Source organism: Neisseria sp. P0009.S007 (assembly GCF_051962515.1).
Window position 1 is genome coordinate 1 of sequence record NZ_JBQCVF010000016.1, and the last position, 13117, is coordinate 13117.

Genomic DNA, 13117 nt, shown 5'->3' on the forward strand with positions numbered 1-13117 from the left:
CAGATAATCCGATGAGATGCTAGTCTGTCTCACTCTCATGCAAAGGTAAGATCAACCATTTAATCCGCTTACCCCTTATTTATTGACATTAACCACTCTTTCATCAGGAATCTGCCCGTATGAAAAAATCTGTATTAGCCGTATTGGCCGCATTGTCTTTGGCCGCGTGCGGCGGTGGCGAGAAAAAAGCCGAGCAACCTCAAGCAGGCAGCGCGCCTGCTGCCAATGCCGAAGCAGCCGCCACCGATACTTTGAATATCTACAACTGGTCAAACTACGTTGACGAAAGTACAGTCGAAGACTTCAAAAAAGCCAACAATTTGAAGCTGACTTACGATTTGTATGAAAACAACGAAACGCTGGAAGCCAAAATGCTGACCGGCAAATCCGGCTATGACTTGGTTGTACCCGGTATTGCCTTCCTGCCGCGACAAATTGAGGCAGGTGCATACCAAAAAATCAATAAGGATCTGATTCCGAACTACAAAAACATCGACCCTGAATTGCTGAAGATGTTGGAAACCGCCGACCCGGGCAATCAATACGCCGTTCCATACTTCTCAGGTGTGAATACGATTGCGATTACGGCGAAGGGCAAGGAGCTTTTGGGCGGAAAATTGCCTGAAAACGGCTGGGATTTGCTGTTCAAACCCGAATACACCAACAAGCTGAAATCTTGCGGCATCGCTTTGTGGGATACCCCGAGCGAAATGTTCCCAATCTTGTTGAACTACTTGGGTAAAGATCCTAAAGGCTCGAATCCTGAAGATTTGAAAGCGGCTGCAGAAGTTTTGAAAACCATCCGTCCTGACGTGAAACGTTTCAGCCCTTCCATCATTGACGAATTAGCGCGCGGCGATATCTGCTTGGCGGCAGGTAACGGCGGCGATTTGAACTTGGCCAAAGCGCGTTCCGAAGAAGTGAAAAACAACGTCGGCATTGAAGTGTTGACGCCGAAAGGCATGGGCTTCTGGATTGAATCTTGGCTGATTCCGGCCGATGCGAAAAACATCGTTAATGCCCATAAATACATCAACTACACGCTTGATCCAGAAGTGGCTGCGAAAAACGGTATCGCCGTAACCTTCGCCCCAGCCAGCAAACCGGCACGCGAAAAAATGCCTGCAGAGCTGGTGAACACACGTTCTATTTTCCCGAACGAGCAAGACATGAAAGACGGTTTCGTCATGCCTCAAATGAGCGCAGATGCGAAAAAACTGTCTGTTAACTTGTGGCAAAAAATCAAAGTCGGTTCAAATTAATTGTGAGCTGATTGGTTGAAACGAAGGCCGTCTGAAATTTTTCAGACGGCCTTTTTTTGATATCCCAATCTTTATCGTTTCAAAGCTAAAGTCAACACACCTGCGGTTACCAAGCCTAAGCCTATCCACTCCTGCGTGCTTGGGCGTTCGTCTAAGAAAACGACGGCCATCAGGGCGACCAAGACTAGGCTGAATTTGTCGACGGGCGCGACTTGTGAGGCGTTGCCCAGTTGCAGGGCTTTGAAGTAGGCAAGCCAAGATGCGCCGGTAGCGAGGCCGGATAGGATGAGGAATGTCCAGTTGCGGCCGGTAAAGCCGTTCACGCCCTGCCATTTGCCGGTGTAGGTTAAAAACAGTACTAAAGCGGCGAGAATGACTAAGGTGCGGATAAAGGTGGCAAAATCGGAATCTATTCCTTGTAAACCCATTTTGGCGAAGATGGCGGTCAATGAGGCGAAGCCTGCCGATGCTAATGCCCAAAACAGCCATGCGTTACTGCTCATGTTTTATTCCTTTGTTTCAAATTGTTGACAATATGAATCCGCTTGTTGATGAAATATCGAAATTTTCACTGCGGTTTGTCTTTGGAAAACGCTATAATAGAACTAATATTCTTTTTCTTCCAGCCGTCTTTATTATATTGTTTCAGACGGCCTTTCCCTCTCTCAATAAAGGAAAATCATGAGCTTCAAAACCGATGCTGAAATTGCCCAGTCTTCCACCATGCGCCCGATTGGTGAAATTGCCGCCAAGCTGGGTTTGAACGTTGACAACATCGAGCCCTATGGTCATTACAAAGCCAAAATCAATCCTGCCGAGGCATTCAAGTTGCCGCAAAAACAAGGCCGTCTGATTTTGGTTACCGCCATTAATCCGACTCCTGCGGGTGAGGGTAAAACCACTGTAACCATCGGTTTGGCGGATGCATTGCGCCATATCGGTAAAGACTCTGTTATCGCCCTGCGCGAGCCTTCTTTGGGGCCGGTGTTTGGTGTTAAAGGCGGCGCGGCAGGCGGCGGCTATGCCCAAGTTTTGCCGATGGAAGACATCAACCTGCACTTCACCGGCGACTTTCACGCTATCGGTGCGGCGAATAACTTGCTTGCCGCCATGCTCGACAACCATATCTACCAAGGCAATGAGTTGAACATCGATCCGAAACGCGTGCTGTGGCGTCGCGTGGTCGATATGAACGACCGTCAGTTGCGCAACATCATCGACGGCATGGGTAAACCTGTTGACGGCGTGATGCGTCCTGACGGTTTCGACATTACCGTTGCCTCCGAAGTGATGGCGGTATTCTGTCTTGCCAAAGACATCAGTGATTTGAAAGAGCGTTTGGGCAACATCCTTGTCGCTTACGCTAAAGACGGCAGCCCTGTTTATGCTAAAGATTTGAAAGCGAATGGCGCGATGGCGGCATTGCTCAAAGATGCGATTAAGCCTAACTTGGTACAAACCATCGAAGGCACTCCGGCCTTTGTACACGGCGGCCCGTTTGCCAACATCGCCCATGGCTGTAACTCTGTAACGGCTACCCGTTTGGCGAAACACCTTGCCGATTATGCCGTAACCGAAGCAGGCTTCGGCGCGGATTTGGGCGCGGAAAAATTCTGCGACATCAAATGCCGTCTGGCGGATTTGAAACCTGATGCGGCTGTTGTCGTCGCCACCGTCCGCGCTTTGAAATACAACGGCGGCGTGGAGCGTGCCAATCTTGGCGAAGAAAACCTCGAAGCCTTGGCAAAAGGCCTGCCTAATCTCTTGAAACACATTTCCAACCTGAAAAACGTATTCGGCCTGCCTGTGGTGGTTGCCATCAACCGCTTTGTTTCCGACTCAGATGCTGAGTTGGCCATGATTGAAAAAGCCTGCGCGGAACACGGCGTCGAAGTTTCCCTGACTGAAGTATGGGGCAAAGGCGGCGCGGGTGGTGCAGACTTGGCGCACAAAGTCGTTAACGCCATCGAAAATCAACCGAATAACTTCGGCTTCGCCTACGATGTCGAATCGAGCATTAAAGACAAAATCCGTGCGATTGCCCAAAAAGTGTACGGCGCGGAAGACGTCGATTTCAGCGCGGAAGCGTCTGCCGAAATCGCTTCACTGGAAAAACTGGGCTTGGACAAAATGCCGATCTGCATGGCGAAAACCCAATACTCTTTGAGCGACAACGCCAAACTGTTGGGCTGCCCCGAAGGCTTCCGCATTACCGTGCGCGGTATCACTGTTTCCGCCGGCGCAGGTTTCATCGTTGCGTTGTGCGGTAATATGATGAAAATGCCAGGCCTGCCGAAAGTTCCGGCTGCCGAGAAAATTGATGTGGACGCGGAAGGCGTGATTCATGGCTTGTTCTGATTTAGATTGATTTTGAAATAGATAAAGGCCGTCTGAAACCGAGGTTTCAGACGGCCTTTTATAATTTAAGTGAATTTCAACCGGCTTTTTAAGAAATTGAAGAAATTGTCTATCATGCCGAACATGGTATTGCGGTCTTCGCCAAACAAAGAAATGCTGCGGTCTTTGCTGATTCTGTCATAGGCGGCAAAAATGGTTTTCAGCTCTTCAGTGGTCAAGCGCAGTTGCTTTTCGTACAAGATGCGGCTTAAGAGCGTTACTTCCGTCGCGTTCAAATCAGGGAAGAGATGACTGATCCACAACTCCATGGTGTATTGAACGGATCTGTTGATTTTGTCTCTTTTTTTGCTTTCTTGAGTTGTGTGTATCCTGTATGACAACAAAGGCTCGGGCAGGTTGGCAAAGGTTTTGCCATGTAGGGCGCATTGTACCCACATATGGAAATCGGGCGCGGTTTCTGTCGCGGTGTAGTTTATCCCGAGGTTTTTAATGCTGTCGTGCCGCCACATGGTGGTGGGGTTGAACATGTTTTGGGCGGCAAAGGAGAGAAAGGCTTTAATGTCTTTGTCGAGCAGGGGGAGGTCGCTTAAAACGGGTTCTCTTCCGGTTTGGTCATCAAAAAAGATGGTGGCTTGGCCGCCGACAATATCGATTTCGGGATGGCTGTCTAAAAACTGAATCTGTTTTTCAAAACGATCCAAGGCGCAAATATCGTCCGCGTCCATTCGTGCCATATATTCGACCTTTACGTCTTTGAGCATATCCATGGCAAATTGGCAGGCAAACGGCTCGCCCCTGTTTTCCGGAAGGTGGAAAACCTGCAAACGTGAATCTTTGGCTGCGTAAGCCTCGAGGATTTCGCCGGTTTTGTCTGTTGAAGCATCGTTGATGGCGATGACGAAAAAGTCGCGGAATGTTTGATTCAATACCGAATCCAAGCATTCGGGCAAATAAGCTTCGGCACAATAGGCCGGCAAAATAACGGCGAGTTTCATGTTTGCTTTCGATGTGTTTTGATGTGTAGTCGGTGGAAGATTTTACTATAAATTTCCCAAAAGCTAAGGCCGTCTGAAACCTTATTTTCAAGTTTTCAGACGGCCTTAGTGTGAATCCGAGATACGGATTATTTAACGATTTGGTTCAATTCGCCTTTGGCGTATTTGGTTGCCATTTTTTCCAAAGAAATCGGTTTGATTTTGTCGGCTTGGCCTTCGCAACCGAATGCGAGGTAGCGGTCAAGACAGATTTGTTTCATGGCTTCGACGGTTTTGCTCAAGTATTTGCGCGGGTCGAATTCGGATGGGTTTTCTGCCATGAAGCGGCGGATGGCACCGGTAGAGGCGAGGCGCAAGTCGGTGTCGATGTTGACTTTGCGGACACCGTGTTTGATGCCTTCGACGATTTCTTCAACCGGTACGCCGTAGGTTTCACCGATTTTGCCGCCGTGTTCGTTGATGACTTTCAGCCATTCTTGCGGAACGGAGCTGGAGCCGTGCATCACGATATGGGTGTTCGGCAGGGCTTGGTGGATTTCTTTGATGCGGTCGATACGCAATACGTCGCCTGTGGGCGGACGGGTGAATTTGTATGCGCCGTGGCTGGTGCCGACGGCAATAGCCAATGCGTCAACGCCGGTATCTTTAACGAAACGTACGGCATCTTCAACGCTGGTCAGCATTTGGTCGTGGGAAAGTTTGCCCACTGCGCCGACGCCGTCTTCTTCGCCGGCTTCGCCGGTTTCGAGGTTGCCCAATACGCCGATTTCGCCTTCAACGGACACGCCGCAAGCGTGGGAGAAGTTAACGACGGTACGGGTGGCGTTGACGTTGTATTCGTAAGAAGAAGGGGTTTTGCCATCTTCCATCAGCGAGCCGTCCATCATCACGGAGGAGAAGCCCAGTTGGATGGAGCGTTGGCACACATCAGGAGATGCGCCGTGGTCTTGGTGCATTACGACAGGGATGTGCGGGAATTCTTCGACTGCGGCCAAAATCAGATGGCGCAGGAATGGGGCACCTGCGTATTTGCGTGCGCCTGCGGATGCTTGAACGATAACGGGGGCGTTGACTTGATCGGCCGCCTCCATGATGGCGCGCATCTGTTCGAGGTTATTAACGTTGAATGCGGGCAGACCGTAGCTGTTTTCGGCAGCATGGTCCAATAATTGGCGCATGGATACGAGTGCCATGAGGAGCTCCTGAAGTAGTGAAGGGTAAATTTATCCGATAAATTATAATGTTTTTTGAAATGAAAAACTACAAGCTGCTACATTGTTTTTATATATTAACGAACAGGGTCTCGGTTTATAATGGCGTAGTATTGAAAACGGGTGTGCAAAATGGATAGGATTTCGGTGGCCGAGTGTGATAAGCCTTTGTTTCAGACGGCCTTGACGGTGCAGGTGAGTGATGTGAACTATGGCGGCCATTTGGCGAACGATGCGGTGTTGCGTTTGTGCCATGAAGTGAGGATGCGTTGGCTGGCGGCGTTGGGTTGGAGCGAAATGGATGCTGGAGGGGCTGGCCTGATTATGGCGGATGCGGCGGTGCAGTATTTGGCGCAAGGTCATCATGGTGATGAGCTGTCGGTGGAAATGGGGGCGGCGGGCGTGGCCGGTGTGGGCTTTTCTTTGCTGTACCGTATCCGCAGGATTTCAGACGGCCTTGTGCTGGCGAAAGTGCAGACGGGCATGGTGTGTTTCGATTATGGCAAGCAGCGTGTCTGTCGTCTGCCTTCGGCCTTGAAAGCAGCATTGGAGGCCGTCTGAAATGGCGGAATCAAACAATTTTGCGCTTCATCTTGAGCGTTATCTGAAAACCTTGCTGCAACAAGGTAAGTCGGAGCATACCGTTTCCGCTTATCGGCGCGATTTGAGTGAATTGATGCGTCTGTTGCCCGATAATCTTGAAAACGGCCTGCCGAAGCGCCGTGATTTCGTGGCGGTATTGAAAAAACTGTCGCAAAAGGGCTTGAGCGAAAGCAGCTTGGCGCGGAAATTGTCGGTATGGCGGCAGTATTGCAGTTGGCTGGTGCAGATAGAAGTCATGGAAAGCGATCCGACATTTAATATGAAAGCGCCGCGCCTGCCAGAACGCCTGCCCAAAGCGCTGCCGCAAGAGCCTTTAAACCATATCCTTGACCATGCGCCGGTTGATGATGAGTTGGACGTGCGCGATAAGGCCATGTTTGAATTGATGTATGGCAGCGGTTTGCGCCTGAGCGAGATACAAGGTTTGAATCTGGACGGTATCGTCTTGGACGAAGGCTGGGTCAGTGTGAAGGGTAAAGGCGGCAAGCAACGGCAAGTGCCTTTAGTGGCTAAAAGCATTGCGGCATTGCGCGATTATTTGGCAGTGCGTATTGCCAAAGAGGGCGAGCAGGCCTTGTTTACCAATAAGAACGGCGGCAGGCTGGGGCAACGTCAAATCCAAAAACGCCTGCAGGCGTGGGCAGTGCGCGTGGGCAGTGCCAGCCATATCTCGCCGCACATGATGCGCCACAGCTATGCAACCCATCTTTTACAGGCATCGGGCGATATCCGTGCTGTGCAGGAATTGTTGGGGCACAGCAACCTTTCCGCTACGCAAGTTTATACCAAGCTGGATTTCGACCATTTAGCGCGCGTTTATGATGAGGCGCACCCAAGGGCGAAACGGAAAAAATGATTTTGTTTGAATCAGGCCGTCTGAAGAGCGCTTTCAGACGGCCTGATGTTTTATGGATAAAAATACAGATGATTTGAAACCATTTGAATTTTTATCGGTCTGATGAAGTTTCGATATTGGTTTAATGTGCGGATAGCATAAACGCCGGAAGAATAGGCTGTTTTGTCTTACCGCTTATCTTTTAAAACAACCTTTTGTTTGATAATATTAGTAATGAGAGCTAATATCATATTATGATATGCAGCCTTTAAAACAGCAGGTCTATAAACTTTCTCTATAAGCATTAATGCTTATTTTGACTGTAAAACGACTTGCAAACGGGAATTGTTGCTATTAACATAACGGAATTATGGATAAAAAACGAATTTTAACTCCAGCCGTCGTGACTTCCGTTGCGTTGATTCACGTCGGTTTGGTTGCACTTTTATGGCACGCGCACAAACCGCCTCCTGTCGAAATGGCGAATATTGAATTTGTCGATTTAGGTGATTTCGGCGGTGGTGACGGCAGCCCTGAAGGCGAAGGCGCACCTGCAGCCCCCGAGCCTACTCCAGAACAACCGAAACCCAAGCCGAAACCCAAACCTAAGCCTGTCGAACCGCCCAAACCTGTTATCAAACCTGTGGTAACGAAAAAAGAAAAAGCGGATATCGTGCAGCAAAAGGAAAAACCGAAACCTATCGAGAAACCTAAGCCCGAGCCTAAGCCGGAACCCAAACCTGAGCCGAAGCCCGAGCCAAAACCTGAACCAAAACCAGAGCCGAAGGCAGAACCTAAACCATCTCCTAAAGCATCTGAATACTCAGGCAGCAAAACCGGGCCGAACACTGCTGAAAACGGTAAAGGCAACGGCGAAGGCAAAGCCTTGAGTGGAGAAGGAAAAGGCAACGGCGGCGGTACGAAAGGTACAGGCAGCGGCCGTGGCGAAGGCGGCGGATCCGGTAGCGGCGGTGCGAAAGGCGAACATGGTTCCGGTACCGGTGGCGGAGGTGGTGGCAGCGGTACAGGTGCCGGCAGCAGTAAAGGCAATCCGGCAAAAGGAACCTGCCATATTCCGAGACCTCCGTATCCTTCACTGTCCACTGAAAATGGCGAAGAGGGCTTGGTTGTTTTGAAAGTCTTGGTTGGTCCCGGCGGTAAAGTGGATTCAATTAGTGTGAATAAATCAAGTGGTTATAGTCGTCTGGATAATGCAGCGCGTAAAGCCGTTAAAGATGGTAGCTGTCATGCAAGCGTTTGGACTGAATTTAAAGTACCTGTCAAATTCACGCTTGAATAAGTATCTAGGACTAAGCTGATTGATTGGAAAATATATGCTGTTGGGGAATATTTTTAAATGACCCGATAGAAATTTTAATTTTATTTTTAACTTGGAAAAATTATGGATTTAAGTTTAGTTTTCAAATCAGGTGATGTGGTACTGATTGGTGTATTTGTCCTGATGTTGTTGATGAGTGTGGTGACTTGGAGTGTCATTGTGATTCGCTGCATCAAATACCGCAAAGCGAAAAAAGGCAATGCTCAGGTAAAAGAGTTGATGTTGAATGCGTTTACGCTGGCTGATGCCGTACAAAAAGCCAAAGCGGTAGAAGCACCGATGAGCAATGTTGCCGATGAGTCTCTGCGCGCATACCAAAACTACCGTCAAACGACAAGCAAATCGCTGATTGACGAATTGCCTTTGAATGAATACTTGGTCGTTCACATCCGCAACAGCATGTCACAAACCATGCGTCAGTTCGACTATGGCATGACCGCGTTGGCCTCCATCGGCGCAACCGCTCCGTTTATCGGCCTGTTGGGTACTGTTTGGGGTATTTACCATGCCCTGATCGGCATCAGCGAAAGCGGTCAAATGAGCATTGCTGCGGTAGCCGGTCCGATTGGTGAGGCTTTGGTATCGACTGCCGTCGGCCTGTTTGTAGCGATTCCGGCTGTATTGGCATACAACTTCCTCAATCGCGGTACAAAAACCATCGCGCAAGATATGGACGCATTTGCACATGACCTGCATGTCCGCCTTCTGAATCAAAAGGATTAAATCATGGCTTTCGGATCAATGAATTCTGGCGATGATGCGCCGATGTCGGATATCAACGTTACACCTTTGGTGGACGTGATGCTGGTGTTGCTGATTGTATTTATGATTACCATGCCGGTGCTGACCCACTCGATTCCTTTGGAGTTGCCGACTGCTTCGGAAAAAGCGGCGAAAGAGGATAAGCAGCAGCCTAAAGATCCTTTGCGTTTGAGCATTGATGCCAATGGTGCTTATGTTGTTGGCGGAGATTCGGATAACAAAGTGGATTTGGCAACGGTAACTGCCAAGCTGAAAGAAGCCAAAGCGAAAAACGAAGATGTGATTGTGGCGATTGCGGCGGATAAAGCGGTTGAATACGATTATGTCAACCAAGCCCTGCAAGCGGCGCGCGAAGCCGGTATCAGCAAAATCGGTTTTGTAACGGAAACCAAAGCGCAGTAATCTTTTGAATACAGTAAAGGCCGTCTGAAATTTGAGTAAAGTTTCAGACGGCCTTTTGTTGTATTTGGTAACTATATGTCCAGGCTGTATAATTAGCGGATTAAATTGAATAATGACAATACAGGAACCACTATGACAGAAACCATCGAGCGCGACAGTATGCAATACGATGTCGTGATTGTCGGCGCAGGCCCGTCGGGTTTGTCTGCCGCCATCAAACTCAAGCAGCTTGCCGAAAAGAATGGACGCGAAATCAGCGTTTGCGTGGTGGAGAAGGGTTCGGAGGCCGGTGCGCACTCGCTAGCCGGTGCCATCATCGATCCGATTTCTTTGAATGAGTTGATTCCTGATTGGAAAGAAAAAGGCGCGCCGCTGACGCGTACAGTGACGAAGGACAGGGTTTTGTTCCTGACCGAGAAAAAAGCCTTCAACTTGCCGGTTACCCCGAATTTCGACAACCATGCGAACTATATTGCCAGCTTGGGTGAAGTCGTGCGCTGGTTGGCAGAGCAGGCGGAAAATTTGGGCGTGGAAATCTATCCGGGCTTTGCCGCCGCCGAAGTGCTGTATCACGAAGACGGTTCGGTCAAAGGCATTGCGACCGGCAATATGGGTGTGGGCAAAGACGGCGAACCGACCGATTCATTTCAGCCCGGCATGGAGCTTTGGGCGCAGCAAACCCTGTTTGCCGAAGGCTGTCGCGGCTCGCTTTCCAAGCAAGTCATTGAACAATTCAAGCTCGACCAAAACAGCGAACCGCAAACTTACGGCTTGGGCATTAAAGAAATTTGGGAAGTGCCGTCTGAAAAACATCAGCCCGGTTTGGTCATGCACAGCGCAGGCTGGCCGTTGGACAGCAAAACCTACGGTGGCTCGTTTATTTATCACTTTGATGAAAACAAAGTCGCTGTCGGTTTTGTGGTCGGCTTAGATTATCAAAACCCTTATCTGTCGCCGTTTGAAGAGTTCCAACGTTTCAAAACCCATCCTGAAATCCGCAAAACCTTTGAAGGCGGCCGCCGTATCGCTTATGGCGCGCGTTCGTTGATTGAAGGCGGTTTGCAAAGCCTGCCGAAACTCTCGTTTAAAGGTGGCGTTTTGGTCGGCGATGCGGCGGGTTTCCTGAATATGCCGCGCATCAAAGGCATTCATACGGCCATGAAATCCGCCATGCTTGCCGCAGAAGCCGTGTTCCCTATGTTGGAAAACCTCGAGGAAGTGGAAAGCTTCGACAGCGGCAAAGAGGCGGCGGATTATCAGCAACGTTTTGAACAAAGCTGGCTGTATCAAGAGCTTTACGCTGCGCGCAATGTCCGTCCGTCATTCAAATGGGGTGTTTACCTCGGTTCAGTTTATACTGGTATCGACCAAATGATTTTCAGAGGCAAAGCCCCGTGGACCTTGAAACATCACGGCAAAGACAACGAGCAGCTCAAAAAAGCAGCCGAATGCAAGCCGATTGATTATCCGAAGCCCGATGGCGTTTTGACCTTCGACCGTTTGAGCAGCGTTTTCCTTGCCAACCTTGCGCACGAAGAAAACCAGCCCGACCATTTGGTGCTGAAAAATCCGCAAGTCATGATAGACGTAAACTACAAAGAATACGCCTCGCCCGAAACCCGCTATTGTCCGGCCGGCGTATATGAGATCGTCGAAGAAAACGGCAGCCCGCGTCTGCAAATCAACGCCGCCAACTGCGTTCACTGCAAAACGTGCGACATCAAAGACCCGACGCAAAACATCACTTGGATTTGTCCCGAAGGCGCAAGCGGACCGAATTACGGCGGAATGTAATTTACTGTTTTGAAGTCAAAACCTAAAGGCCGTCTGAAAAGTTTCAGACGGCCTCTATCCTATTATTTCATCAATGGAAGCATTATGAACACGCACATTTGGCAGGCAGGCCGATTTGAAATCGCCTTAGACAAACCGAAAATCATGGGCATCGTCAATCTGACCCCCGATTCATTTTCCGATGGCGGAACCTATTCACAAAATGTCCAAATAGCATTGGCACATGCCGAGCAGCTGCTGAAAGACGGTGCGGATATTCTCGATATCGGCGGCGAATCTACCCGTCCGGGTTCGGATGATGTTTCTCTCGAAGAAGAATGGGCCAGGGTGCAGCCGATTTTGGCGGAAGTCGCCAAGTGGAATGTTCCCGTCAGCTTGGACACGCGCCGTACGGTGATTATGGAAAAAGCCTTGGCGCAAGGTGGCGTCGATATTATCAACGATGTTGCCGCATTGAGTGATGAAGGCGCAGTCGCATTGCTGGCGCAACAGCCGAAGACAGGCGTGTGTCTCATGCACATGCAGGGTTTGCCCAAAACCATGCAGCTTAATCCGCAATACCAAGATGTCGTTGAAGAAGTCGCGCGCTATTTGAAAGCACGCGCGGCAGAATGCGTTCGAGCAGGCATTGCCCCCGAACGCATCACGCTTGACCCCGGCTTCGGTTTCGGCAAAAACCTGCAACACAACATCACCCTGATAAAACATTTGCCTGAGTTGATGGACGCAACCGGATTCCCCCTTCTGATCGGCGTATCGCGCAAACGTATGATTGGCGAACTGACAGGCGAACAAGATGCCGCCAAACGCGTACACGGCAGCGTCGCAGCCGCTTTGGCCACAGTGGCTAGAGGCGCGCAAATCATCCGTGTTCACGATGTCAAAGCAACGGCTGATGCCTTGAAAGTTTGGGAAGCATTGGGCGTATCGGCATAATGCCCGAATAGAAAACCAACAGGCCGTCTGAAACATTTGCTCGGCATCTTGAACAAGCAACAAGTTATGCTATAATCCGCATCTACTCTTGACGGGTCTGTAGCTCAGGGGTTAGAGCAGGGGACTCATAATCCCTTGGTCGTGGGTTCGAAACCCACCGGACCCACCAAATATTAAAAATGCCCGAGGCTTTTGGCTTCGGGCATTTTTGTATTTATTGGTTTTTGATGGGGTGGAATATAATGTCGAGTATAGCAATTCGGTTATGTCGTCCAATATATTTTTTAGGGAAAATTCTTTTTAAAAAAGAAGGAGTAGTTTGGTGGAGTTATTGCCTTATTTTCTGTTTTGTTTAGTATTTTTGTATTTTATTGCAATTATAATTAATTCAGTAATAGTATATAAAATATTAAAATCAGAAGGGGTAGATATAGGTTTTTTTGAATATCTATTTATTGGAAGTATGCAATTTAAATTTTTCAGAGTGCTATTTGGAATACAAAAAATATCCAATAAATTTTATTTGAAAATATTAAGAATAAATTTTACGGTTGCTATGATTATTCTTATTTTGGGTTTTTCTATATTGTCTTATATTCAACATATTTAGTATAAAAAAT

General features: G+C 49.0%; 12 protein-coding genes and 1 tRNA gene. 10 read left to right on the forward strand and 3 right to left on the reverse strand.

From position 1 onward, the window contains the following. Positions 1-119 precede the first annotated feature (119 nt). Entirely contained in the window at positions 120-1262 is a 1143-nt protein-coding gene (locus ACTHS3_RS03185) for an extracellular solute-binding protein (protein ID WP_070625056.1), read from the forward strand. Between the two features lie 71 nt (positions 1263-1333). Here the strand turns inward: ACTHS3_RS03185 and ACTHS3_RS03190 are convergent, their stop codons facing one another. Further along, the gene (locus ACTHS3_RS03190; RefSeq protein WP_003680126.1) at positions 1334-1765 is read right to left on the reverse strand and encodes an EamA family transporter; all 432 of its coding nucleotides are present in this window, start codon (positions 1763-1765) and stop codon (positions 1334-1336) included. A gap of 178 nt (positions 1766-1943) precedes the next feature. On the opposite strand from ACTHS3_RS03190, the gene ACTHS3_RS03195 reads away from it, so the two are divergent. Further along, positions 1944-3620 (forward strand): formate--tetrahydrofolate ligase, encoded by a 1677-nt coding sequence (locus ACTHS3_RS03195; protein ID WP_440367151.1) that lies wholly within the window; start codon positions 1944-1946, stop codon positions 3618-3620. 65 nt (positions 3621-3685) lie between these two features. Here the strand turns inward: ACTHS3_RS03195 and ACTHS3_RS03200 are convergent, their stop codons facing one another. Then, a complete protein-coding gene (locus ACTHS3_RS03200) occupies positions 3686-4615 on the reverse strand; it encodes a glycosyltransferase family 2 protein (protein ID WP_440367153.1) in 930 nt (309 codons plus the stop codon). Between the two features lie 128 nt (positions 4616-4743). After that, entirely contained in the window at positions 4744-5808 is a 1065-nt protein-coding gene (fba, locus tag ACTHS3_RS03205) for a class II fructose-bisphosphate aldolase (protein WP_003686828.1), read from the reverse strand. Positions 5809-5958: 150 nt separating this feature from the next. Between fba and ACTHS3_RS03210 the strand changes: the two genes are divergently transcribed. The 8 genes from ACTHS3_RS03210 to ACTHS3_RS03245 all read left to right on the forward strand — a co-directional run bounded on the left by ACTHS3_RS03210 (position 5959) and on the right by ACTHS3_RS03245 (position 12666). Beyond that, positions 5959-6387 (forward strand): acyl-CoA thioesterase, encoded by a 429-nt coding sequence (locus tag ACTHS3_RS03210; protein ID WP_440367155.1) that lies wholly within the window; start codon positions 5959-5961, stop codon positions 6385-6387. Position 6388: 1 nt separating this feature from the next. Continuing rightward, positions 6389-7285 carry a tyrosine recombinase XerC gene (locus tag ACTHS3_RS03215; RefSeq protein ID WP_440367156.1) on the forward strand — a complete coding sequence of 299 codons (897 nt, stop codon included), beginning with the start codon at positions 6389-6391 and terminating at the stop codon, positions 7283-7285. Between the two features lie 349 nt (positions 7286-7634). After that, positions 7635-8564, forward strand: a complete 930-nt coding sequence (locus tag ACTHS3_RS03220) for an energy transducer TonB (RefSeq protein ID WP_049344498.1) — start codon at positions 7635-7637, stop codon at positions 8562-8564. A gap of 102 nt (positions 8565-8666) precedes the next feature. Beyond that, positions 8667-9326 (forward strand): MotA/TolQ/ExbB proton channel family protein, encoded by a 660-nt coding sequence (locus ACTHS3_RS03225; RefSeq protein WP_049332314.1) that lies wholly within the window; start codon positions 8667-8669, stop codon positions 9324-9326. Positions 9327-9329: 3 nt separating this feature from the next. After that, positions 9330-9767 carry an ExbD/TolR family protein gene (locus tag ACTHS3_RS03230; protein WP_049344497.1) on the forward strand — a complete coding sequence of 146 codons (438 nt, stop codon included), beginning with the start codon at positions 9330-9332 and terminating at the stop codon, positions 9765-9767. 132 nt (positions 9768-9899) lie between these two features. Then, positions 9900-11561 carry an electron transfer flavoprotein-ubiquinone oxidoreductase gene (locus ACTHS3_RS03235; protein ID WP_107848674.1) on the forward strand — a complete coding sequence of 554 codons (1662 nt, stop codon included), beginning with the start codon at positions 9900-9902 and terminating at the stop codon, positions 11559-11561. A gap of 84 nt (positions 11562-11645) precedes the next feature. Then, entirely contained in the window at positions 11646-12497 is an 852-nt protein-coding gene (gene folP, locus ACTHS3_RS03240) for a dihydropteroate synthase (protein WP_107848675.1), read from the forward strand. Between the two features lie 93 nt (positions 12498-12590). Then, positions 12591-12666 (forward strand) — tRNA-Ile (locus tag ACTHS3_RS03245). Positions 12667-13117: the final 451 nt, after the last annotated feature.

Bases quoted from the DNA above. Each gene is read 5' to 3' on its own strand.
- ACTHS3_RS03195 (WP_440367151.1), top strand. From the start codon at position 1,944: ATGAGCTTCAAAACCGATGCTGAAATTGCCCAGTCTTCCACCATGCGC.
- ACTHS3_RS03225 (WP_049332314.1), top strand. From the start codon at position 8,667: ATGGATTTAAGTTTAGTTTTCAAATCAGGTGATGTGGTACTGATTGGT.
- ACTHS3_RS03215 (WP_440367156.1), top strand. From the start codon at position 6,389: ATGGCGGAATCAAACAATTTTGCGCTTCATCTTGAGCGTTATCTGAAA.
- ACTHS3_RS03230 (WP_049344497.1), top strand. From the start codon at position 9,330: ATGGCTTTCGGATCAATGAATTCTGGCGATGATGCGCCGATGTCGGAT.
- ACTHS3_RS03200 (WP_440367153.1), bottom strand. From the start codon at position 4,615: ATGAAACTCGCCGTTATTTTGCCGGCCTATTGTGCCGAAGCTTATTTG.
- ACTHS3_RS03185 (WP_070625056.1), top strand. From the start codon at position 120: ATGAAAAAATCTGTATTAGCCGTATTGGCCGCATTGTCTTTGGCCGCG.
- ACTHS3_RS03190 (WP_003680126.1), bottom strand. From the start codon at position 1,765: ATGAGCAGTAACGCATGGCTGTTTTGGGCATTAGCATCGGCAGGCTTC.
- ACTHS3_RS03235 (WP_107848674.1), top strand. From the start codon at position 9,900: ATGACAGAAACCATCGAGCGCGACAGTATGCAATACGATGTCGTGATT.
- fba (WP_003686828.1), bottom strand. From the start codon at position 5,808: ATGGCACTCGTATCCATGCGCCAATTATTGGACCATGCTGCCGAAAAC.
- ACTHS3_RS03210 (WP_440367155.1), top strand. From the start codon at position 5,959: ATGGATAGGATTTCGGTGGCCGAGTGTGATAAGCCTTTGTTTCAGACG.
- folP (WP_107848675.1), top strand. From the start codon at position 11,646: ATGAACACGCACATTTGGCAGGCAGGCCGATTTGAAATCGCCTTAGAC.
- ACTHS3_RS03220 (WP_049344498.1), top strand. From the start codon at position 7,635: ATGGATAAAAAACGAATTTTAACTCCAGCCGTCGTGACTTCCGTTGCG.